Source organism: Streptomyces sp. NPDC030838 (assembly GCF_055572035.1).
The window spans coordinates 18,163-39,023 of record NZ_JBVIED010000006.1 but is presented as its reverse complement, the minus strand read 5'-3'; the positions used below and the strand labels follow the sequence as shown (position 1 = coordinate 39,023).

The following is a 20,861-nucleotide window of genomic DNA, read 5'->3' as shown; positions in this document are numbered from 1 at the left end:
CTCGCAAGTAGGGACCGTTGGCGGCCTGGCTGCCGCGGTTGGGGTACGGCGGGCCCCACCGCCGCGCCGCGAGGTGATCGCGGCCGGTCAACAGATTAACGCCGGGCCCGTACGGCGGTCATCTCGGGGCCGGTGCCGCGCAGACGGCGACGCCGCGCTCCCAGACGCTGCCCAGCACCAGCCGGTCGCCGGTGCGGCAGACGCCGGTGACCATCCGGAAGCCGGAGCGGCGGCGGGTGAGGTGGTGGACGGTCCGGCCGTGGTCGTCCACCGCGAGCACGCCCGCCGTGGCCGGGGGCCGGAAGGGGGCGCGGACGGCGATCCGCGCGGCGGTGCGGCGGACGGCCGGGGCGGTGCGGTGCAGCAGGTCGAGGGGCGGGACGCGGGGGCCGGCCAGGGCCACCCAGATCGGTTCGCCGGGGGCTCCGCGCCAGAGGTTGTCGGGCATGCCCGGCAGGTTCTCCACGAAGGGCTCGGTGTGGCCGGCTCGGGGGCCGGTCAGCCAGTGGCGGCTGAGCCGGCAGGCACCGGTCTCCGCGACGACCAGGAAGGACTCGTCGGCGCTCGCCGCCAGTCCGTTGGCGAACCGCAGCCCGTCCGCGACCACGGCCGGCCGGCCGTCGGGGGTGAGGCGCAGCAGCCGGCCGGTGCCGGTGTGTTCGACGATGTCGCCGATCCACTGGGTGAGGGGGTAGCGGCGACTGGAGACGGTGAGGTACACGGTGCCGTCGGACAGCGCGACGGCGTTGCTGGCGAACCGCAGCCGCTCCCCCGCCACCGTGTCCGCGAGGACGTCGACGGTGCCGTCGTCGAGCCCTACGCGCAGCAACCCGCGTTCCGCGTCGCACACCAACAGGGCGTCCTCGGCGAGGAGTTCGAGACCGAGCGGGCGGCCTCCGGTGTCGGCGAGCGTGGTGACACGGGGGCTGTCGTCGGCCAGGCCATCGAGGCGCAGGATCCTGCCGTCCTCGACGCCGGTGAGCACCCGGCCGTGAGCGTCGGCGACGACATCCTCGGGGCCCCGGCCGCCGACGTCGACGTAGCGCAGCGGTACGAGCGTGGCGGATCGGTCCATGGGCCCATCCTGTCAGGTGACGCCGCGTCAGCGGAGCCGCTACCACCCTTTCTCGAACAGCCGCGCCACCTCCGCGACCCGTACCTCGTCGCGCCGGTAGTGGACGCGGTCCGCGATGCGGTGGGTGCGGAGGAGGCCCAGGGAGGCGAGGAGGGTGAGGTGGGTTTCGGCGACCGGGCAGGGCACGCCGAGTTTGGCGGCGACGGCCTCGGCGGGAACGCCGGCGGTGGTGAGGTCGGTCGGCGGGAAGTGGGCGGCCGGATCCTTGAGCCATTCCAGGATGCGCAGCCGTGTGTCGTTGACGGGAGTCCTCAGCATCTCGTCCCCCTCGGTCGGGCCCCTCACTGCCCGTTTTCCCAGTGTGGGGCGGTGCGAGACATCGCATCCAGGACTCCCCGGCCCTTGTCCGGTATCGAACGGGCCTTCGATCAGACAGGGTGTGAAAGGCCGAGGGCCCGGCCGCGGAGGTGCGTACTCACGCGGCCGGGCCCTCGGGTCCGGTGGGGCGGAGGTGGCCGAAGCGGTTCAGCGACGGCCGGTCCGCGGGGTCAGCGGTGGCTGAACCAGGACATCGATGACAGCGCCCTGTCGTCGTAGCCGAACAGGGCCTGGTTCTCCCAGGCGTTGCCGGAGGACGGGGCCGTCGGGTCCCAGCCGTTGCCGGTGACCGCGGTCCAGGTGGCCTCCCAGTAGAAGACGCCGAGGCCGCGGCCGTTCGGGACGGCCTCCACGATGCTGGCGACGTCGTTCATCCACTTGGTCTGGCCGGCCACGGTCGCCGGGTAGCCGGACACGAGCTCGCTGCTGAGGTCGATGACGTCCTCGTGGGAGTCCTCGCTGCCCAGCCGGAACGGGTAGGCCGTCTCGGCGACGAAGACCGGCTTGGCGTAGCGGGAGGCCGCGTCGTCCAGGGTGGTCTGGAAGTCGTAGAGCGAGCCGTGCCAGTAGCCGTAGTAGGACAGGCCGATCGCGTCGAACTTCACGCCGTTGGCGACCGCGCTGTCGAACCACGCGCGGGTGCCCGCCAGGTCGCCGCCCTTGGCGAGGTGCAGGGCCACCTGAGTCGACGAGTTGACCGCCTTGACCGCGTCGTAGCCGGAGTTGAGCAGACCGGCCAGCTGCGACCAGTTGGCGGTGGAGCCCTCGTTCCACAGCATGCCACCGTTGATCTCGTTGCCGACCTGGACCATGTCGGCGGTGGTGCCCTGGGCCTTCAACGCGTTCAGCACGTCGTACGTGTGGTTGTAGACGTCGGTCTTGAGCTGGGTGTAGGAGTGCCCGGCCCAGGCGGCGGGCTTGGCCTGCTGGCCCGGGTCGCACCAGAAGTCCGAGTAGTGGAAGTCGACCAGCAGCTTCATGCCCTGCGCCTTGACGCGCTTGGCGATCGCCAGGACCTGCGTCTTGGTGTTGTAGCCGTCGGCGGGGTTGACCCAGACCTTCAGGCGCGCGTAGTTCATGCCGGCGGACTTCAGGATGGCGACCGGATCGCCGGTGGTGCCGGAGCTGTACTTGTAGACGCCGCCCTTGGCCTCGCTCTTGGCGAGGGACGAGATGTCGGCACCGTGGATCGACGTACCGGACGTGCCGGACGCGAAGGTCAGGTCGTCGACGTTGATCCAGTTGCCCGCGTTGGCGTCGCTGTTGATGCTGATCGTGCACTGGTTGTTGGTGACGCTGGCCGGCACGACGATCCGGATCCACCCGCTGGCGGAGACCGGGAGGTCGGTGCGCTGTTCTGCGCCGCCGCAGTTCTTCAGGGCTATGTACGCCGCGTTCTGACCGCCGCCGGAGCGGACCCAGGCGGTCAGCTTGTAGTTGCCGTTGGTCAGGCCGGAGAGGTACTGGTACGTCTCCACCTTGTAGGCGGTGGACGCCCAGTGGCTCAGCCGGTAGCTCCCGGCGCGGCCGCCGGCCTCGGTGAAGGAGGCGCCGGTCGAGCCGTACTCGGACCAGCCGGAGGGCGTACCCGTGCCGGTGCCGTCGGTCTCGAAACCGCCGTTGGTGAGCGTGCTCGCCGCCGTGGCGGTCTGCGCGGGGAGGGCGGTCAGGGCGAGCCCTGCCGTGAGCGGCAGCAGCAGGGCCTTGAGGGTGCGTCTGGGATGGAACATCGTCGTCCGTCGTCCCTTCGACGTAAGGGGGATGGGGACCTCCGCACGGAAACTCCGCGCGGGGGCAGCCCCTCCGCCCGCGGCTCTTCCGGCTCGCGCGGGCGGAGGGGAGTCGGTTCGGCCGTCCGGCCGGTGTCAGGCGTCGAGCCGGACGACCCGTACGGCCCCTGCGGGGACCTCGACGCCGCCCGCGGCGCGCTCGCCCGTCAGCAGCTCGGTGCCGGGCGAATCCAGCGGCACCTTGGCGTCGGTGCCGGTGTGGTTGAGGGCGAAGAGGTAGGTGCCCGACTCGCCGGTGCGGACGACGACTTCCACGTCGCGGGGCAGGTCGGTGCGCGGGGCGAGGCGGGCGTCCTCGGCGGCCCGGGCGAGCACCGCGTCCAGACCCTCGGTGCCGAGGCGGGTGGAGACGTACCAGGCGGTGCCCTCGCCGAGGCGGTGCCGGGTGACGGCGGGGCGGCCGGCGGTGAGGCCGTCGGCGTAGGTCCACACGGTCTCGGCGCCGCGCGGCACCACGAACTCCGTCCACACGTCGGCGCCCAGCTCGCCGCCGTCGGGGCCGGCGATCCGGACCGTCTCGCCCTTGAGCAGCGGCGAGAACTCCTCGACGGTGAGGCCCAGGACGTCGCGCAGCGCGCCCGGGTAGGCGCCCTCGTGGACGGCGTCGTGTTCGTCGACGATGCCGGAGAAGTACGACACCAGCAGGGTGCCGCCGTTCTCGACGTACGCCTTCAGGTTGCGTCCGGCCGTCTCGGTCATCAGGTACAGCGCGGGTACGACGACAAGGGGATAGGCCGACAAGTCGGCTTCCGGGTGGGCGAAGTCGACCGTGAGGTGGCGGTCGTAGAGCACCTCGTAGAAGGCGTCGGTGCGCTCGCGGGCGTCGTGGTCCTCGCTGGGCCGCCAGTCGAGGTCCTGGGCCCACCAGGAGTGCCAGTCCCACAGGACGGCGACGTCGGCGCGGGTGCGCGTGCCCCGGATCTCGTTCAACGACCCGAGCGAGGCGCCCAGTTCGACGACCTCGCGCCAGACGCGGGTGTCGGTGCCGCCGTGCGGGACCATCGCCGAGTGGAACTTCTCGGCGCCGCGCCGGGACTGCCGCCACTGGAAGAACATGGCGCCCTCGGAGCCGCGCGCCACGTGGGCGAGGGAGTTGCGGGCCATCTGGCCGGGGGCCTTGGCGGGGTTGCGGGCCTGCCAGTTGACCCCGGAGGTGGAGTGCTCCAGGAGCAGCCAGGGGGCGCCGCCGGCGACCGAGCGGGTGAGGTCGGCGGCCATGGCGAGGTTGACGTGGGTGCGGCGGCCGTCGGTGATCAGGTAGTGGTCGTTGGTGACGAGGTCGACCTCGCGGCCCCAGGCCCAGTAGTCGATGGAGTCGCACTGGCTGAGCGCGGTCATGAAGTTGGTGGTCACCGGGACGCCGGGCGAGAGGCGGTGCAGGATGTCCCGCTCCGACACGAAGTTCTCGCGGATGGTGGCGTCGGCGAACCGCTTGTAGTCCAGCGCCTGGCCGGGGTTTCCGACGGTGGGGGTGTGGCGCGGCGGGTTGATCTGCTCGAAGTCGGTGTACCGCTGGCCCCAGAAGGCGGTGCCCCAGGCCTCGTTGACCGCGTCGACCGTGCCGTAGGTGTCCGCCAGCCAGCGGCGGAAGTGGGCGGCGCAGCTGTCGCAGTAGCAGGCGGAGACCGGCACGCCGTACTCGTTGTGCACATGCCACATCGCGAGCGCCGGGTGATCGCCGTAGCGCTCGGCCAGCTTGGTGGTGATGGTCGCGGCGGCGGCCCGGTATTCGGCGTTGCTGTGACAGATGGCGCCCCGGGAGCCGAACTCGTAGCGGGTGCCGTCGGCGGTCACCGGCAGCGCCTCGGGGTGTGCGCGGTAGAACCAGACCGGGGGCACCACGGTGGGGGTGCCGAGGTCCACGCGGACGCCGTTCTCGTGCAGCAGGTCCAGCAGCCGGTCGAGCCAGCCGAAGTCGTACTCCCCGGGTGCGGGCTCCAGCAGGGCCCAGGAGAAAATACCCACACTCACCATCGAGACGCCGGCCTCCCGCATCAGCCGGACGTCCTCCTGCCAGACGCTTTCCGGCCACTGCTCGGGGTTGTAGTCCCCACCGAAGGCGAGCCTGGTCAGGCCCTTGGGGGTGGTCTCCGGCATGGATGTCTCCCGGTCGATCGATCATTTGGGAACGTGCACACACAGTGGTAGCGGTGCGAGGCCAACATAACCGCACAGCAACAACCATTGACAAGTGTCCGGGATGTTTCTCTACTGTGAACGCTCACAGAAGCATGACAGGGCCTCGCGACGGGCGGGGACCCAGGTCAGCGCACATCTGCATGGCAGGTCTCCGCAGCAGGCGGGGGCCCAGGTCAGGGGAGAGATCCATGCCGAACACGAAGCGCCGTTGGCTCTTCAAGGTCACAGCCACCGCCGTTGCCGTCACGCTCGGCACCACCGTTCTCGCCGCGTGCGGCTCCGAGGACAGCGACAGCGAGGCCCAGTCCGGGCCCGTCTCGCTCACCTACTGGACCTGGACGCCCGGCATGGACAAGGTCGTCGACCTGTGGAACAAGGGCCCGGGCAAGGAGGAGCAGATCACCGTCACGGTGAAGAAGCAGGCGTCCGGCGACACGCTGGTCACCAAGATCCTCACCGCGCACAAGGCCGGCAAGGCGCCCGACCTGGTGCAGGCGGAGTACCAGGCGCTGCCCACCCTGGTCAGCAATGACGCGCTCGCCGATATATCGGGCGACGTCGGCGACGCGAAGGAGAAGTTCGCCGAGGGCGTCTGGCAGCAGACCACGCTGGGCACGGACGCGGTCTACGCGGTGCCGCAGGACATCGGCCCGATGATGTTCTACTACCGCGAGGACCTGTTCAAGAAGTACGACCTGACGGTCCCCACCACCTGGGAGCAGTTCGCCGAGACCGCCCGGGAGCTGAAGAAGAAGGACCCGGACGTCGACCTCACCACCTTCTCCGCCAACGACTCCGGCCTCTTCGCGGGCCTCGCCCAGCAGGCCGGCGCCAAGTGGTGGACCACCGAGGGCGACAAGTGGAAGGTCGGCATCGACGACGCCGCCACCCAGAAGGTCGCCGAGTTCTGGGGCGGCCTCGTCAAGGAGGGCGCCATCGACAACCAGCCGATGTACACCCCGGCCTGGAACAAGGCGCTCAACACCGGCAAGCAGATCGCCTGGGTCAGCGCCGTGTGGGCGCCGGGCACGCTGACCACCGCCGCGCCCGACACCAAGGGCAAGTGGGCCATGGCCCCGCTCCCCCAGTGGTCCGAGAGCGAGAACGTCACCGGCAGCTGGGGCGGCTCCTCCACCGCCGTCACCACGGACTCCAAGCACAAGGAGGCCGCCGCCAAGTTCGCCGCGTGGCTGAACACCGACGGCGAGGCGCTGAACGCGCTGGCCAAGGAGAGCGGCATCTACCCGGCCTCCAGCGCCGCCCAGCTCAGCGGCGCGTTCACCCAGTCGCCGGAGTACTTCTCCAACCAGGCCGACTTCTACACGAAGGCCGCCGAGATCGCGCAGACCACCGCGCCGGCCGCGTGGGGCCCGAACGTGAACGTCGCCTACACCACCTTCAAGGACGCCTTCGGCGCCGCCGCCAAGAACAAGTCGGACTTCGTCGACGCCCTGAAGACGATGCAGAACGCCACCGTCGCCGACATGAAGAAGCAGGGCTTCGAGGTCGCTCAGTGACCAGCACCACGGCACGCCGGAAGTCGTACGGGGTCAAGGGGGCCCCGTACGCCCACCCGTCTCCCACCACCACCCTCAAACGAGCGCGAAGCGCGCCCTATATTTTCCTCCTCCCCGCAACGATCCTGTTCGCCCTGTTCTTCGCGCTGCCCATCGGGTACGCGGTCTGGCTCAGCTTCCGCAAGGTGAAGGTCTCGGGCCTGGGCCTGGGCTCCGGCGCCCGCAAGGAGGTCTGGGCCGGCCTGGAGAACTACACGGACGCACTCTCCGACAGCGAGCTGCTCAACGGCGCGCTGCGCGTCCTCGGCTACGGCTGCATCGTCGTCCCGGTGATGCTGGGTCTGGCCCTGCTGTTCGCGCTGATGCTCGACTCCGACAAGGTGCGGCTCGCCCCCTTCACCCGGCTCGCGATCTTCCTGCCGTATGCCATCCCCGGCGTGGTCGCGGCCCTGCTGTGGGGCTTCCTGTACCTGCCGGACGTGAGCCCCTTCTACTTCGTGCTCGACAAGCTGGGCCTGCCGCAGCCGGACCTGCTGGACGGCGGTCCGCTGTACCTCGCCCTGTCGAACATCGCGGTCTGGGGCGGCACCGGCTTCAACATGATCGTCATCTACACCTCGCTCCAGTCCATCCCGGCCGAGGTGTACGAGGCGGCGAAGCTGGACGGCGCCACCCCGCTGCAGATCGCGTTGAAGATCAAGATCCCGATGGTGGCGCCCTCGCTGGTGCTGACCTTCTTCTTCTCGATCATCGCGACGCTCCAGGTGTTCAACGAGCCGACCACCCTCAAGCCGCTCACCAACTCCGTGTCCACGACCTGGAGTCCGCTGATGAAGGTGTACCAGGACGCCTTCGGCAAGGGTGACATCTACGCGGCGGCCGCCCAGGCCACGATCATCGCCCTGGCCACGCTGCTGCTGTCCTTCGGCTTCCTGCGAGCCGCGAACCGTCGTCAGAAGCAGGAGGCGGCACGATGAGTTCTCTTGCCATCGGCAAGGCCGACACGGCCGCGGACATCACGCCCGGCACCGACCGGCGCCCGCCGCTGCGCCGCCGGATCGCGCTGATCCCGACCGTGACACTGCTGCTCGGCGCGCTGTACTGCCTGCTGCCCGTGGCCTGGGTGGTGATCGCCTCCACCAAGTCCGGCAGCGAGCTGTTCTCCACGTTCACCTTCCTGCCGGGCACGGGCTTCACCGAGAACCTCTCGGACCTGAGCGGTTACCGCGACGGCGTGTACTGGCAGTGGATGGGCAACTCCGCCCTCTACGCGATCCTCGGCGCGCTGCTCTCCACGGCGGTGTCGTCCTTCGCGGGCTACGCGCTGGCGACGTACCGCTTCCCCGGCCGCGAGGCGATGTTCAACGTGCTGCTGGCCGGTGTGCTGATGCCGCCGGTGATCCTGGCGATCCCTCAGTACCTGCTGCTGGCGAAGGCCGACCTCACGGACTCCTACTGGTCCGTGCTGCTGCCGCAGATCCTCTCGCCGTACGGCGTCTACCTCTCCCGGATCTACGCGGCCGCCGCCGTGCCGGCCGACGTGGTGGAGGCCGGGCGGATGGACGGCGCGAGCGAGTGGCGGATCTTCACCCGGATCGCCCTGCCGATGATGGTGCCCGGTCTGGTGACGGTCTTCCTGTTCCAGTTCGTGGCGATCTGGAACAACTTCCTGCTGCCGTACATCATGCTCAGCGACGACGAGAAGTTCCCGATCACGCTCGGCCTGTACACGCTCCTGGAGCAGGGCGCGAACACGCCCGCGCTCTACACCCTGGTGATCACGGGCGCGTTCCTCGCGGTGATCCCGCTGGTCGCGCTGTTCCTGGTCATCCAGCGGTTCTGGAGCCTGGATCTGCTGTCCGGGGCCGTAAAGTCATGACCATGAGCCATACGGGGGGACGGCGCAAGCCGCCGACGATTCACGATGTGGCGCGCGAGGCGGGCGTCTCGCGCGGCACCGTCTCGCGCGTGCTCAACGGCGGGCACTACGTCAGCCCGGCGGCGCAGGAAGCCGTCAACGCCGCGATCCGCAAGACGGGGTACGTCGTGAACCGGCACGCCCGCTCCCTGATCACCGGTCGTTCGGACTCCGTCGGCTTCCTGCTGACGGAGCCCCAGGAGCGGTTCTTCGAGGACCCCAACTTCAACGTCCTGCTGCGCGGCTGCACCCAGGCGCTGGCCGCGCACGACATCCCGCTGCTGCTGATGCTGGCGGGCACCGAGGACGAACGGCGGCGCATCACGCGCTACATCACCGCCGGGCACGTCGACGGGGTGCTCCTGGTCTCCAGCCACTCCGGCGACCCGGTGGCCCAGGAGCTGCGCGAGGCGGGGGTGCCGCTGGTGGCCTGCGGCAAGCCGATCGGGCTGGGTTCCAAGGTCAGTTATGTCGCCGCCGACGACCGGGACGGCGCCCGGGACATGGTCCGGCATCTGCTGTCGCTCGGGCGGCGCCGGATCGGCGTGGTGACCGGTCCACTCGACACGCCCGGCGGTGTCGAGCGGCTGGCCGGTTACAAGGAGGTGCTGGCCGAGGCGGGCCTGCCCGTCGACGACGACCTGATCGTCTCCGGCGACTACAGCCGGGCCAGCGGTGAGGCGGGCGCCGAGCGGCTGCTCGCCCAGGCCCCCGACATGGACGCGGTGTTCGTCGCCTCCGACCTGATGGCCCAGGGCGTGCTCACCGCGCTGCAGCGGGCCGGGCGCCGGGTGCCGGAGGACGTCGCGGTCGGCGGCTTCGACGACTCCCCCGCCGCCGTGGCCGCGAGCCCCGAGCTGACGACCATACGGCAGCCGTGGGACCGGATCAGCGCCGAGATGGTGCGGGTGCTGCTCGCCCAGATAGGGGGCGAGGACCCGGCCGCGGTGATCCTGCCGACGGAACTGGTGAAGCGGGAGTCGACCTGACCGTCCGACGGCGGCGTGATCCAAACGAGAGGGCCCAGCCCGCCGCGACGACCATCGGCACGGCCACGGACAGCCGGTCCTGACCGGCACGAACGCGCTGCTCGGCGAACCGCCCGGCGGCGCGTTCGGTGTTCACGGCACCCGAGGAACCGGTCAGGATCGGAGAAGCCGCCGGCCGCGGCCCCGGCCTAGCGTGGGATCACCGACGCGATCGGGACGTCGGATCCACCCCTCCACCCTGTGCGAAGGAGTACGCCATGACCGCCGGCCTGCAGACGATCATCTACCCCGTCAAGGACCTCGACCGGGCGAAGGCGCTGTTCGGCGCCCTGCTGGGAGTCGAGCCCTACGCGGACGAGCCGTACTACGTCGGCTTCAAGGACGCGGGCCAGGACGTGGGCCTCGACCCGAACGGCCATGCCAAGGGCATGACCGGACCGGTCCCCTACTGGCACGTCACCGACATCCGGGCCACCCTCGCCGCCCTGCTGGCCGCGGGCGCGGAGCCGCTGCAGGACGTGCGGGACGTCGGCAACGGCCGGCTGATCGCCTCGGTGAAGGACCCGGACGGCAACCTCGTGGGGCTGCTCCAGGACCCGTCGGCCTAGGACCAAGGCCCGAGGGCGGTCCCGACCAGGGGCCGCCGACGGGGTGCCGGTGCCCGCCTAGGGTGATGGGCATGTCCGACACGACGCCGTTCGATCTCGACGCCTACCTCCGCAGGATCGGCTGGGAAGGAGCGCGGCGCGCCGATGTGGCGACGCTGCGCGGGGTGCATCTGGCCCACGCCCGGTCCATCCCGTTCGAGAATCTGGAGCCGCTGCACCAGACCGCGCCCTCCCTGGACCCGGGCCAGCTCGTGGCGAAGCTGGTGCACGGTCGGCGCGGCGGCTACTGCTACGAGCACAACCTGCTGTTCTCGGACGCGCTGACGGCGCTCGGCTTCCGGGTGACCATGCTCGCCGCCCGCGTCGCCGTGGGCGCCGACCGTATCGAGAGCCGCCCGCGCACCCACATGGCCCTGCTGGTCACCGCTCCGGGCGATCCGCTGCCGTATCTCGCCGACGTCGGCTTCGGGGCGATCGGGGCGTTGCTGGAGCCGGTGCCGCTGACCGCCGGGACGGAGTTCCACGACGCGGGGCGCCGGCACCGGCTGGTGCACGCACCGCACGGCGGACCGCTGGATCTGTGGGTGCTGGAGGCCTGGGACCAGGACGAGTGGGCGGCGCAGTACGCGTTCACCCTGGAGCCGTTCGAACGGTCCGATTACGAGGTGTTCAACTGGCATGTGGGGACGAACCCGCGGTCGCCGTTCACCCGGCGCCTGTACGTCCAGCGGGTCACGTCCGACGGGCATCTCCTCCTGGAGGACCGCCTCCTCACCGAGACTCGTGCCGACGGCACGGTCAGGAAGCGGGAGCTGGTCGGCGAGGCCGAGGTCCGGCAGGTGCTGGACGAGGCCTTCGACATCGCCGTACCGGACGGGATGACGCTGCCCTGACCCTTCTCAGGGGCGCGCCAGCAGGGTGCGCACGCCGTCCGAGGTCAGGGTGAGGCCGTGCGCGGAGCTGGCGTCGATGGTGAGGGACAGGTCGTCGGACGGCCACTGGGCGGCCAGCACGCCCAGCGGGACGAGACGGTAGCGGGAGACGAACGGCAGCAGCCCGGCCATCTCCAGCTCGGAGGTGAACACGGGCACCACCGGCACGCCGTCCGGCTGTTCCAGAACGGGCAGTGCCACGGCGTTGGGGTCGATCGCGTCCTCCTCCGAGACGTCGTCGGGCACGGGGATGAGCACATCGCTGTGGGCGAGGGTGTCCAGCGCGTCGGTGTCCTCGGTGTCCCGGGCCAGGGCGTCGAGTGCCCGCTGGGCGGGATTGGTGCCGTTCTCGGCAGGTGTGTCCATGGCAGGTCCCCAGGTAGCTGCGGTCGTACGGCGCGCCCGGCCCAAGATCGGTCGGGGCGCGGTGTTCCTCGCGTACCCGAAGCCCGCCGGACCATGCGCGCGCTCGGCCGGTGCCGTCGGAAAACCGGATGAGCCGCCCGCACCGCCCGTGCTTCCATGGCCCGCATGCCGTCCATGGACCGCCTGGTGGCCTTCTCGGCCATGTCGCTGCTGCTGATCGTCATCCCCGGGCCGAGCGTGCTGTTCGTCGTCGGCCGGGCCCTCGCGCACGGGCGGCGCGCCGCGCTGACCACCGTCGTGGGGAACACACTGGGTGCGTATGTGCTGGTCGTCGCGGTGGCTCTGGGCATCGGGACGATCGTCGAGCGGTCGGTGCTGGTCTTCACGGTGCTGAAGCTGGCGGGCGCCGCGTACCTCTTCTACCTCGGCCTGCGGGCATGGCGGCAGCGCGGAGCGCCGCACGCCGCGTTCACCGGCGACGGGGGCGGGCGGGCCGGCGGGCTGCGCACCCTGTGGGAGGGGTTCGCGGTCGGTGTCGCCAATCCCAAGACGATGGTCTTCTTCGCCGCCGTCCTGCCCCAGTTCGTTGACCGCGCCGCCGGGCACACCGTGGCCCAGATGCTGCTCCTCGGCCTGATCTTCAACGCCATCGCGATCACCTGCGACAGCGTCTGGGGCCTGGCGGCGGCCACCGCCCGCGACTGGTTCATCGGCTCGCCCCGGCGGCTGTCGCTGGTGGGCGGCATCGGCGGGCTCACGATGATGGGCCTCGGTGTGACGGTGGCCGTGACGGGGCGCAAGGACTGATCTTCCCCGCGGGCAAGACGAACCGATCGACGCGGCGCGCCGGGCGTGCCCAGCGGGCGCAGCAGGCCCGGATGGGCGGCAAGCCCGGACAGTCCCAGCATCTGCGGGACGTACCGAAGACACCGGTGCAGGAGGAACTGGACCAGTGACGGAAAGAGGGCGCCCAGCGCCCGTGACACAGGTCCGGGCCGACCCGTGAAGGGCCGGCCCGGACCGTAGGGGCGCTGGGATCAGACCAGGTCGAAGCGGTCGAGCTCCATGACCTTGACCCACGCGGCGACGAAGTCGTTCACGAACTTCTCCTTCGCGTCGTCGCTCGCGTAGACCTCGGCGAGCGCGCGCAGCTCGGAGTTCGAGCCGAAGACCAGGTCGGCACGGCTGCCGGCCCACTTCAGCTCACCGGTGGCGGCGTCGCGGCCCTCGAAGGTGGTCTGGTCCTCGGAGGTCGACTTCCAGGTCGTGCCCAGCTCGAGCAGGTTGACGAAGAAGTCGTTGGTCAGGGCGCCCGGGGTCTTGGTGAGGACGCCGAGCTGCGACTGCTGGTGGTTGGCGCCAAGCACGCGCAGGCCACCGACGAGGACGGTCATCTCGGGGGCGCTCAGGGTGAGCAGGTTCGCCTTGTCGAGCAGCAGGTACTCGGCCGGGAGGCGGTTGCCCTTGCCCAGGTAGTTGCGGAAGCCGTCGGCCGTGGGCTCCAGCGCGGCGAAGGACTCCGCGTCGGTGTGCTCCTCGGTGGCGTCGACCCGGCCCGGGGTGAAGGGCACCTCGATGTCGAACCCGGCGTCCTTGGCGGCCTTCTCGACCGCGGCGCAGCCGCCGAGGACGATCAGGTCGGCGAGGGAGACCTTCTTGGCGCCGGTGTTCCACTCCTGCTGGATGTTCTCCAGGGTGCGCAGGACGACCGCGAGCTGGTCGGGGTCGTTGACCTCCCAGTTGCGCTGCGGCTCCAGCCGGATGCGGGCGCCGTTGGCGCCGCCGCGCTTGTCGCTGCCGCGGAAGGTCGAGGCCGACGCCCACGCGGTGGATACCAGCTGGGAGACGGTCAGGCCCGAGTCGAGCAGCTTGGCCTTCAGCGCCGCGATGTCGGCGGCGTCGATGACCTCGCCCTCCCGCTCCGGCAGCGGGTCCTGCCACAGCAGGGTCTCCTCCGGGACCTCGGGGCCGAGGTAGAGGGACTTCGGGCCCATGTCGCGGTGGGTCAGCTTGTACCAGGCCCGCGCGAAGGCGTCAGCGAACTCGACCGGGTTCTCGTAGAAGCGGCGCGAGATCTGCTCGTAGACCGGGTCGAAGCGGAGCGACAGGTCGGTGGTGAGCATCGTCGGGCGGTGCTTCTTCGACGGGTCGTGCGCGTCGGGGATGATCGCCTCGGCGTCCTTGGCGACCCACTGCTTGGCGCCGGCCGGGGACTCGGTCAGCTCGTACTCGTACTCGAACAGGTTCTTGAAGAAGCCGTTGCTCCACTGGGTGGGCGTGGCGGTCCAGGTGACCTCGAGGCCACTGGTGATGGTGTCGCCGCCCTTGCCGGTGCCGTAGGTGCTCTTCCAGCCGAGGCCCTGCTCCTCCATCGAGGCGGCCTCGGGGTCGTTGCCGACGTGGTCGGCCGGACCGGCGCCGTGCGTCTTGCCGAAGGTGTGACCACCGGCGATGAGGGCGACGGTCTCCTCGTCGTTCATCGCCATGCGGCGGAAGGTCTCACGGATGTCGCGGGCCGCGGCCAGCGGGTCCGGGTTGCCGTTGGGGCCCTCGGGGTTGACGTAGATGAGGCCCATCTGGACGGCGCCGAGCGGGTTCTCCAGCTCGCGGTCGCCGGTGTAGCGCTGGTCGTCGAGCCAGGTGGTCTCGGGACCCCAGTAGACGTCCTCCTCCGGCTCCCAGACGTCCTCACGGCCGCCGGCGAAGCCGAAGGTCTCGAAGCCCATGTTCTCCAGGGCGACGTTGCCGGCGAGGATCATCAGGTCGGCCCAGGACAGGCTCTGGCCGTACTTCTTCTTGACCGGCCACAGCAGGCGGCGGGCCTTGTCGAGGTTGGCGTTGTCCGGCCAGCTGTTCAGCGGCGCGAAGCGCTGCTGGCCGGCGCCGGCGCCGCCGCGGCCGTCGCTGATCCGGTAGGTGCCGGCGCTGTGCCAGGCCATCCGGATGATCAGCGGGCCGTAGTGGCCGAAGTCGGCGGGCCACCAGTCCTGGGAGGTGGTCAGCACCTCGGCGATGTCCCGTTTCACGGCCGGGAGGTCGAGGCTCTTGAAGGCCTCGGCGTAGTCGAACTCCTCGCCGAGCGGGTTCGCCACGGCGGGGTTCTTGGCGAGGATCTTCAGGTTGAGCCGCTCCGGCCACCACTGGCGGTTGCCGCCGCCCTGGGTCGGGTGCAGCGCGCGCCCGTGTGCGACCGGACAGCCACCGGTCCCCTCCGTCTTGGGGTCGGTGACGATCGCATCGGGGTTCTCAGCCATGGGAAACCTTCCGGACTAGTGGATCACGGTGCTCAGGAACTGCTGGTGGTGGAACAGTCGGGGCACAGACCCCAGTAGATGACCTCGGCCTCGTCGATGGCGAAGCCCCGGTCATCGGATGCGGTGAGGCAAGGGGCGTGGCCGACCGCGCAGTCGACGTCGGCGACGACGCCGCACGAGCGGCACACGAGGTGGTGGTGGTTGTCCCCGACCCGGCCCTCGTAGAGGGTCGGGCTGCCCGGGGGTTCGATACGACGTATGAGTCCCGCCGCGGCGAGCGCGTGCAGCGCCTCGTACACGGCTTGGAGGGAGATGTGGCCCACGCGCTCGCGTACGCCGGCGGCGATCGCCTCGACGCCGAGGTGGTCGCCGCTCCGCACGGTTTCGAGCATCGCGACACGGGCGGCCGTCACCCGCAGGCCGGCACCACGCAGCTCGTCGGCGGTGGTCGGGGTCCCGGATGCGGTCATGCGGGCAAACCTACCCCGTAAACACGAACAATTAAAGAAAACAAACCGTTCAAGTTGGATGGCCGTGCGAGGTGACGGGTGCGACGCGGGGGTGACGAGGTGGTTGGGGCGGTCCGGGCGGCCCCGGGCGTCAGCCGCTGTGGACGCCGACCTCGTGGAGGGAGTAGCCCCAGCCGGTGCCGCGCTCCAGGCCCTGGACACGGACGTACCGGGCGGGGGTGCGGGTGAACCGCGCGGTGTCCAGTCCGCCGTCCCCGGCGGTGGTGGACCAGGCGGTCCGCCAGGTGACGCCGTCGGTGGAGAGATCGATGCGGTAGGCCTTGCCGTACGCGCGTTCCCAGTCGAGGGTGACGCGGCCGACGAGGTGGGTGGCGCCCAGGTCGACGCTCAGCCACTGGTCGTCGTTCCAGTCGCTGGCCCAGCGGGTGTCCCGGGAGCCGTCAACGGCCCGGCCGGGCGCGTAGCTGGTGAAAGGGTTCCACTCCGCCGAGGAGGCGGTGGCCGGTGCGCCCGCGGCGAGGTTCGTCTCCGCCCGGTGCTTTTCGGTCCCGCCCCAGGTGTCGAGGTAGGACTCGGCGCCGCGGAACAGATCGTCCACCACGTCCTGGCCGCCGACCAGCCGGATGTCCTCGATCCAGTCGGGGACGAGCCCGTAGTGGGCGGCGCCGTCGGTGTTGAGGTCCCAGGTGCGCTCGCCGGTGGTCTGGCGGTCGATGAGGGAGCCGCCGTCGACGCTGCGGAACGGGTAGCGGACGGGGTTGTCGGCGTCCGCACCACGCGGGGCGGGCCAGCCGCCGACGCCGTTCATGTCGGTGCCGTAGCCGTAGCCGACGCCGTACTTGTCGCGCAGCGCGTCGGTGCGCTCCGCCTCCGCGCTGAAGCCCTCGGAGCCGTGCATGTACTGGGCGATGAAGCCGCCGAGGCCGTAGACCCGCTCGGTCCAGTTCAGGTCCATCCAGCTGTGCGAGGAGAGCACCCCGGGGTAGGACTCGGCCTCGAAGATGTCGAGCACCCGGCCGGTGGCCTTGACGCTCATGTGGTCGATCTCGAGCATCATCTTGCGCTGCATCATGCCGCGCACGGCGTACTCGCCGAGGGCGGTGAGCCCGCGCACGTTGCACCGGGCGTTCTCGTCGTACGAGGGGACCGTCACGCCTGCCGGCAGCCGCTTCTCGGCCTCGGGGGCCGCGGCCAGGCCAATGGGGTTGTCGGCCTGCGGGCCGGTGCACTTCTCGGTCTTCCAGAAGGTGCCGGTGGACAGGAACTGCCCGACGTTGATCGCGGTGCCGAGCGCGCCCGAGTCGAAGCGGACCCCGCACAGCGCGTTGTCGAACTTGTGGCACAGGAACATGCTGCGCACGCCCAGCGCGTACAGCTCGTCCAGGCCCTTGTCGATGTCCTCCTTGTCGCACTGCGGCACGTCCAGGATCTGCTTGCAGCCGAACGGCTCGGAGGTCTCCGCGCCCAGGATCACGGCCAGCTTGCCCTGCTCGATCACCCGGCGGGCCTGGGCGCTGTCGGTGACGATCCGGAACCAGCCCTTCCCGGGGCCGCCGTACATCCGGTCGATGTACGCCTGGAGGTCGTAGGTCAGCTTCGCCTGGAGCCGGATCGACGTCATCTCGTCGCAGCCGCGGTCCTTGAAGAAGTAGACCGAGCAGATCACGCCGTTGGTGACGAGGTCGTTGACGAGCACCCGCTGACCGCCGCGCCAGGCCCGCTCGACCCAGGCGTAGTAGTTCTGCTGGTGGGTCAGCGAGTCGTGGGCGGGCCAGTCCTTGAAGGTGGGCCAGCCGACCGGATCGTGTCTGCCGTCACCGCCGTTGGTGATGAAGTCGAAGATCGCGAGCGACCCGTCGGGGTAGTGCTCGGGGCAGTCCTTCAGGGCGTCGGCGATGCCCGCCTCGGAGAAGGGCTTGCCGCAGATGAGCCGTCCGCCGAACGCCTCGTTGGAGAACAGGTGGTTGTGGGCGTCGACGAATCCGCGCACCTCGCCCTGGGCGTCGGTGCCGGTGAACGGCTCGCCGGTGACGTTGATCCGCGAGTCCGGCGCGGGCCGTGCCGTCGGGTTCCACCAGTCGTCGCCGGCGGCGGAGCTGGGGGCGGGCCCGAGCGCCATGGCCAGGACCAGGAGCAGCAGCGTCACGAGCGTGACGTCTTTCCGCCTACGGCGCGCGGGGCGTCGAGCCATGGCCACCCTCCTGGTTGTCATGTCCTCGCAAGTCCGACGAGGATCGCGACTGGCACCGAAGGAGTCAAGACGACAGGCCACCCGCGCACCGGGCGTAAAGCGACCGGAGAATGGAAAGGGGGGTATACGGCTAGGGCCTGTCTTCCGGATCAGGTCGGCTGCGAGGAACGGTGCGTCTTGGCCGACCCGAGCGGGGTCTGGTGCGTGCAGCTGCAAGGCGGAGGAGGGAGTCGACGCGATGGGGGTCCCCCCTGCTCGAGCGAAGTCGAGAGCTTGGGGGAGTCGGCGAGTGACGACAACGCGGCAGATGTGCGCACCAGACCCCGCGACGCCGGCATGATCCGGAAGACAGGCCCTAAGGGCGGGAGTGGTCGGGCGTGCCCGGGATGCCGGGTCTGGCGTGCGGGTGGAGGGGCGGCATGGGCGGGCATCCCTTGTATCTGGAACCGCGGCTGGGGTCGCGCCTGGGCTCCTTGCTGGAGTCCCCGGACGTGCTGCACACGCTCACCGGCGCGCTCGGTTCACCGTTGAACGTGGTGATCCCCGATCAGATCGCGGACAATGTCGACCAGTTCCGTGCGGTCTACGGCGGACACCATCTGTCCGGGCAGATCTTCTTCGCCCACAAGGCCAACCGTTCCAGCGCCCTGCTGCGCCGGCTGGCCGCCACGGACGCCGGTGTGGACGTCGCCTCGCTGGGCGAGCTGCAGCACGCGCTCGGCGCCGGCTTCGGCCCCGGCCGGATCACGGCCACCGGGCCGAAGACCCGCGAGTTCCTGTGGCTGGCCGCCCGCGCCTCGGTCACGGTCAGCGTCGACAGCCGGGACGAGCTGGAGCAACTGGCGTCGCTCGTCGGCGAGTTCGGGCTGCCCCGGGTGCGGGTCCTGCTGCGATTATCGGGGTTCGAGGCGTCCGGCGTCCGGGTGCTGAGCCGGCGCAGCCGCTTCGGTACGCCCGTGCACGCCGCGGATCCGCTGCTGGCGGCGGTCGAGCGGCACCGTGACCGGCTCGACCTGGCCGGCGTGGCCTACCACCTGGACACGACGAGCCTCGACGAGAAGGCGACCGCGCTCGAAGGTTGCCTGCGGGCGCTGGAGGAGGGGCGCGGCCGGGGGCTGCGGCCCCAGGTCGTCGACATCGGCGGCGGGTTCGGCGTCGACTATCTCGCCGACGGCGAGCAGTGGGACCGCTACACCAGCGCGCTCACCGACGCCGTCCTCGGCATCCGGCCGCCGCTGACCTGGGGCGGGCACGGCTACGGACTGCGCAACGAGGGCGGGACGCTGCGCGGTGCCCTCGGGGTCTACCCCGCCCACCGGCCGGTCGCCGGAGCACGTTACCTCGACGAACTGCTCGCGCGCCCCGCCCCGTCGCTGGGCAGCCGGCCGCTGGGCGCGCTGCTGGTGGAGCATCTGTACGACCTGTACACCGAGCCCGGACGGGCCCTGCTGGACCAGTGCGGGATGACCCTGGCGACGGTGCTGGAGGTGCGCGAGCCGGAGTCCGGCGGTCCGCTCCTCGTACGGCTGGCGGCGAACGCCGGCGACGTGGGCCTGGAGGAGCACGGCGTCCTGATGGACCCCGTCGTCGTCCCCCGTGCCGGGCGGGACCCGGCGCCCTCCGGCACCGGTCCGGTGGCCGTCCACCTCTTCGGCAATCTGTGCCTGGAGGCCGACCTGATCACCCGCCGCACGGTCTTCCTGCCGCGCCGGCCCGAACCGGGTGACCTGATGGCCTTCGTGAACACCGCCGGCTACTGCATGGACTTTCACGCCACCCGGGCCCAGCAACAGCCCGTCGCCCGCAAGGTCGCCGCCTGGCAACAGGGCGGCGCGTGGCACTGGTGCCTGGACGATCAGTACTGGCCGACCACCTCCGTGGGGGGAGCGCAGTGAGGTACGACAGCATCACCGAGGCCATCGGAAACACCCCGCTGGTGCGCATCGACCCGGCCGTGCACGGTCTGCGCCACATCGACCTGTACGCCAAGCTGGAGCTGCTCAACCCGTTCGGTTCGGTGAAGGACCGGGCCGCCTGGAACATGGCAGGTCCCCACCTGGCCGCCGCTGCCGCGCGGGGCAGTCAGGTCGTCGAACTGTCCAGCGGCAACACGGCCAAGGCGCTGGCCGTCCTGGCGGGCATGCACGGCCTGACCTTCAAGAGCGTCACCAACCGGATGCGCATTCCGGAGATCAAGGAGCTGCTGCTGTTGCTGGGCGCGGAGATCGAGGAGCTGCCGGGTCAGAGCGAATGCCTGGACCCGACCGCCACCGACGATCCGCTGACCCTCTTCCACCGGACGATCTCCGAGCAGGGCGGCGCCTATCTGCACACCGACCAGTACTTCAACCCGCGCAACACCGAAGCCCATCTCACCGGCACGGGGCCGGAGATCGTCAAGGACCTGGACGGCCGTGCCCCGGACTGGTTCGTCGCGTGCGTGGGCACCGCCGGTTCGTCCACCGGCGTCGCGCGCGTGCTGCGGGAGAACGATCCGTCGGTACGGGTCGTGGGGCTGGTGGCGGGCAAGTCCGACTTCATACCCGGCATCCGCACCCTCGACGAGGCCCATGAGGTGGGACTGTTCGACCCCGCCACCTACGACACGATCGAGGCGGTCGGCTCCGACGAGGCGATCGAGGGGATGCTCACCCTCAACCGCCGCTGCGGCATCATGGCAGGTCCCACCGGCGGCGCCGCCTACTTCGGCGCGGTGCGCCGGCTGCGCCAGGTCAACGAGGAACTGACGGAGCGCCAGACAGGGCCGACCGAGCGGCAGTCGGCGGTGTTCATCGTCTGCGACCGGGTGGAGAGCTATCTGAGCTACGTCCGCGAGCGGCGCCCCGATCTGTTCGGCCGCCCCCGCCGCGCCGACTCCCCGGCCGATCTGACCGAGGACGAGATCCGCACGGCCCCCTCCCTCGGCGTCGCGGACGCCCAGGCCTGGATCGACACCGGCCGGCCGCTCGTCGTCGACCTGCGCAGCCCGTTCGCCTACGCCGCGCTGCACATCGACGGCTCGGTCAACATCGTCGACGAGGTCTTCGGGGAACTGCTGCGAGGCGGGCTCCCCTTCAGCCGCAGCCGCCCGGTGCTGCTGGCCTGTCCGGTCGGCGAGAAGTCCGCCCGGTACGCCGCGCTGCTGACCCGGATGGGGCACCCCGAGGTCCGCAGTCTGGCCGGCGGCATCATCGCCTGGCGCGACGCGGGCGCGCCGCTGGTGCGGGACTGACC

The 20,861-nt window shown here is 70.7% G+C and carries 17 protein-coding genes and 1 pseudogene; 10 read left to right on the top strand and 8 right to left on the bottom strand.

The annotated features are described in order from the left end of the window. Positions 1–118: 118 nt before the first annotated feature. From ACZ42A_RS17755 to ACZ42A_RS17740, 4 genes are all read right to left on the bottom strand, one after another. The gene (locus ACZ42A_RS17755; protein ID WP_468528137.1) at positions 119–1,075 is read right to left on the bottom strand and encodes an SMP-30/gluconolactonase/LRE family protein; all 957 of its coding nucleotides are present in this window, start codon (positions 1,073–1,075) and stop codon (positions 119–121) included. 39 nt (positions 1,076–1,114) lie between these two features. Further along, on the bottom strand, positions 1,115–1,393 hold the full coding sequence (locus ACZ42A_RS17750) for an ArsR family transcriptional regulator (protein WP_468528136.1): 279 nt from the start codon (positions 1,391–1,393) through the stop codon (positions 1,115–1,117). A 230-nt stretch (positions 1,394–1,623) separates the two neighbouring features. Next, a complete protein-coding gene (locus tag ACZ42A_RS17745; RefSeq protein WP_468528135.1) occupies positions 1,624–3,183 on the bottom strand; it encodes a glycoside hydrolase family 53 protein in 1,560 nt (519 codons plus the stop codon). A 135-nt stretch (positions 3,184–3,318) separates the two neighbouring features. Continuing rightward, a complete protein-coding gene (locus ACZ42A_RS17740) occupies positions 3,319–5,340 on the bottom strand; it encodes a beta-galactosidase (protein WP_468528134.1) in 2,022 nt (673 codons plus the stop codon). 230 nt (positions 5,341–5,570) lie between these two features. On the opposite strand from ACZ42A_RS17740, the gene ACZ42A_RS17735 reads away from it, so the two are divergent. The 6 genes from ACZ42A_RS17735 (at position 5,571) to ACZ42A_RS17710 (ending at position 11,307) form a co-directional block, all read left to right on the top strand. After that, positions 5,571–6,899, top strand: coding sequence for an ABC transporter substrate-binding protein (locus ACZ42A_RS17735; RefSeq protein WP_468528133.1), 1,329 nt, complete (start codon positions 5,571–5,573; stop codon positions 6,897–6,899). Continuing rightward, positions 6,896–7,876 carry a carbohydrate ABC transporter permease gene (locus ACZ42A_RS17730; protein WP_468528132.1) on the top strand — a complete coding sequence of 327 codons (981 nt, stop codon included), beginning with the start codon at positions 6,896–6,898 and terminating at the stop codon, positions 7,874–7,876. Before ACZ42A_RS17735 ends, ACZ42A_RS17730 begins: the two co-directional genes overlap by 4 nt. After that, positions 7,873–8,778: a carbohydrate ABC transporter permease gene (locus ACZ42A_RS17725; protein ID WP_468528131.1), complete on the top strand. Its 906-nt coding sequence runs from the start codon at positions 7,873–7,875 to the stop codon at positions 8,776–8,778. The genes ACZ42A_RS17730 and ACZ42A_RS17725 overlap by 4 nt, the downstream gene beginning before the upstream one ends. Then, a complete protein-coding gene (locus ACZ42A_RS17720; RefSeq protein ID WP_468528130.1) occupies positions 8,775–9,806 on the top strand; it encodes a LacI family DNA-binding transcriptional regulator in 1,032 nt (343 codons plus the stop codon). The genes ACZ42A_RS17725 and ACZ42A_RS17720 overlap by 4 nt, the downstream gene beginning before the upstream one ends. A gap of 257 nt (positions 9,807–10,063) precedes the next feature. Then, positions 10,064–10,414, top strand: a complete 351-nt coding sequence (locus ACZ42A_RS17715) for a VOC family protein (RefSeq protein WP_468528129.1) — start codon at positions 10,064–10,066, stop codon at positions 10,412–10,414. Positions 10,415–10,485: 71 nt separating this feature from the next. Then, on the top strand, positions 10,486–11,307 hold the full coding sequence (locus tag ACZ42A_RS17710; RefSeq protein WP_468528128.1) for an arylamine N-acetyltransferase family protein: 822 nt from the start codon (positions 10,486–10,488) through the stop codon (positions 11,305–11,307). A 6-nt stretch (positions 11,308–11,313) separates the two neighbouring features. Here the strand turns inward: ACZ42A_RS17710 and ACZ42A_RS17705 are convergent, their stop codons facing one another. Beyond that, on the bottom strand, positions 11,314–11,712 hold the full coding sequence (locus ACZ42A_RS17705; RefSeq protein WP_468528127.1) for an SseB family protein: 399 nt from the start codon (positions 11,710–11,712) through the stop codon (positions 11,314–11,316). A gap of 156 nt (positions 11,713–11,868) precedes the next feature. On the opposite strand from ACZ42A_RS17705, the gene ACZ42A_RS17700 reads away from it, so the two are divergent. Continuing rightward, the gene (locus ACZ42A_RS17700; RefSeq protein ID WP_468528126.1) at positions 11,869–12,519 is read left to right on the top strand and encodes a LysE family translocator; all 651 of its coding nucleotides are present in this window, start codon (positions 11,869–11,871) and stop codon (positions 12,517–12,519) included. A gap of 47 nt (positions 12,520–12,566) precedes the next feature. Next, positions 12,567–12,668: pseudogene (locus ACZ42A_RS17695) on the top strand (DUF2795 domain-containing protein); the annotation flags it as partial. An 81-nt stretch (positions 12,669–12,749) separates the two neighbouring features. Here the strand turns inward: ACZ42A_RS17695 and katG are convergent. From katG to ACZ42A_RS17680, 3 genes are all read right to left on the bottom strand, one after another. After that, complete coding sequence (gene katG, locus ACZ42A_RS17690) at positions 12,750–14,966, bottom strand: catalase/peroxidase HPI (protein ID WP_468528125.1); 2,217 nt, start codon at positions 14,964–14,966, stop codon at positions 12,750–12,752. A gap of 32 nt (positions 14,967–14,998) precedes the next feature. Then, a complete protein-coding gene (locus ACZ42A_RS17685; protein WP_468528124.1) occupies positions 14,999–15,436 on the bottom strand; it encodes a Fur family transcriptional regulator in 438 nt (145 codons plus the stop codon). Between the two features lie 130 nt (positions 15,437–15,566). Next, complete coding sequence (locus ACZ42A_RS17680; protein ID WP_468528123.1) at positions 15,567–17,627, bottom strand: galactose-binding domain-containing protein; 2,061 nt, start codon at positions 17,625–17,627, stop codon at positions 15,567–15,569. A 419-nt stretch (positions 17,628–18,046) separates the two neighbouring features. Here ACZ42A_RS17680 and ACZ42A_RS17675 point away from each other — a divergent pair, with 419 nt between their 5' ends. Both ACZ42A_RS17675 and ACZ42A_RS17670 read left to right on the top strand, forming a co-directional pair. After that, positions 18,047–19,522, top strand: coding sequence for an alanine racemase (locus ACZ42A_RS17675; protein ID WP_468528122.1), 1,476 nt, complete (start codon positions 18,047–18,049; stop codon positions 19,520–19,522). Next, on the top strand, positions 19,519–20,859 hold the full coding sequence (locus ACZ42A_RS17670) for a pyridoxal-phosphate dependent enzyme (RefSeq protein WP_468528121.1): 1,341 nt from the start codon (positions 19,519–19,521) through the stop codon (positions 20,857–20,859). Before ACZ42A_RS17675 ends, ACZ42A_RS17670 begins: the two co-directional genes overlap by 4 nt. The last annotated feature ends 2 nt before the right edge of the window (positions 20,860–20,861 follow it).

What these genes read in the sequence shown, in the direction of transcription:
- ACZ42A_RS17755 (WP_468528137.1), bottom strand. Translation starts at nt 1,075, where the DNA reads ATGGACCGATCCGCCACGCTCGTACCGCTGCGCTACGTCGACGTCGGC.
- ACZ42A_RS17750 (WP_468528136.1), bottom strand. Translation starts at nt 1,393, where the DNA reads ATGCTGAGGACTCCCGTCAACGACACACGGCTGCGCATCCTGGAATGG.
- ACZ42A_RS17745 (WP_468528135.1), bottom strand. Translation starts at nt 3,183, where the DNA reads ATGTTCCATCCCAGACGCACCCTCAAGGCCCTGCTGCTGCCGCTCACG.
- ACZ42A_RS17740 (WP_468528134.1), bottom strand. Translation starts at nt 5,340, where the DNA reads ATGCCGGAGACCACCCCCAAGGGCCTGACCAGGCTCGCCTTCGGTGGG.
- ACZ42A_RS17735 (WP_468528133.1), top strand. Translation starts at nt 5,571, where the DNA reads ATGCCGAACACGAAGCGCCGTTGGCTCTTCAAGGTCACAGCCACCGCC.
- ACZ42A_RS17725 (WP_468528131.1), top strand. Translation starts at nt 7,873, where the DNA reads ATGAGTTCTCTTGCCATCGGCAAGGCCGACACGGCCGCGGACATCACG.
- ACZ42A_RS17720 (WP_468528130.1), top strand. Translation starts at nt 8,775, where the DNA reads ATGACCATGAGCCATACGGGGGGACGGCGCAAGCCGCCGACGATTCAC.
- ACZ42A_RS17715 (WP_468528129.1), top strand. Translation starts at nt 10,064, where the DNA reads ATGACCGCCGGCCTGCAGACGATCATCTACCCCGTCAAGGACCTCGAC.
- ACZ42A_RS17710 (WP_468528128.1), top strand. Translation starts at nt 10,486, where the DNA reads ATGTCCGACACGACGCCGTTCGATCTCGACGCCTACCTCCGCAGGATC.
- ACZ42A_RS17705 (WP_468528127.1), bottom strand. Translation starts at nt 11,712, where the DNA reads ATGGACACACCTGCCGAGAACGGCACCAATCCCGCCCAGCGGGCACTC.
- ACZ42A_RS17700 (WP_468528126.1), top strand. Translation starts at nt 11,869, where the DNA reads ATGGCCCGCATGCCGTCCATGGACCGCCTGGTGGCCTTCTCGGCCATG.
- katG (WP_468528125.1), bottom strand. Translation starts at nt 14,966, where the DNA reads ATGGCTGAGAACCCCGATGCGATCGTCACCGACCCCAAGACGGAGGGG.
- ACZ42A_RS17685 (WP_468528124.1), bottom strand. Translation starts at nt 15,436, where the DNA reads ATGACCGCATCCGGGACCCCGACCACCGCCGACGAGCTGCGTGGTGCC.
- ACZ42A_RS17680 (WP_468528123.1), bottom strand. Translation starts at nt 17,627, where the DNA reads ATGGCTCGACGCCCCGCGCGCCGTAGGCGGAAAGACGTCACGCTCGTG.
- ACZ42A_RS17675 (WP_468528122.1), top strand. Translation starts at nt 18,047, where the DNA reads ATGGGCGGGCATCCCTTGTATCTGGAACCGCGGCTGGGGTCGCGCCTG.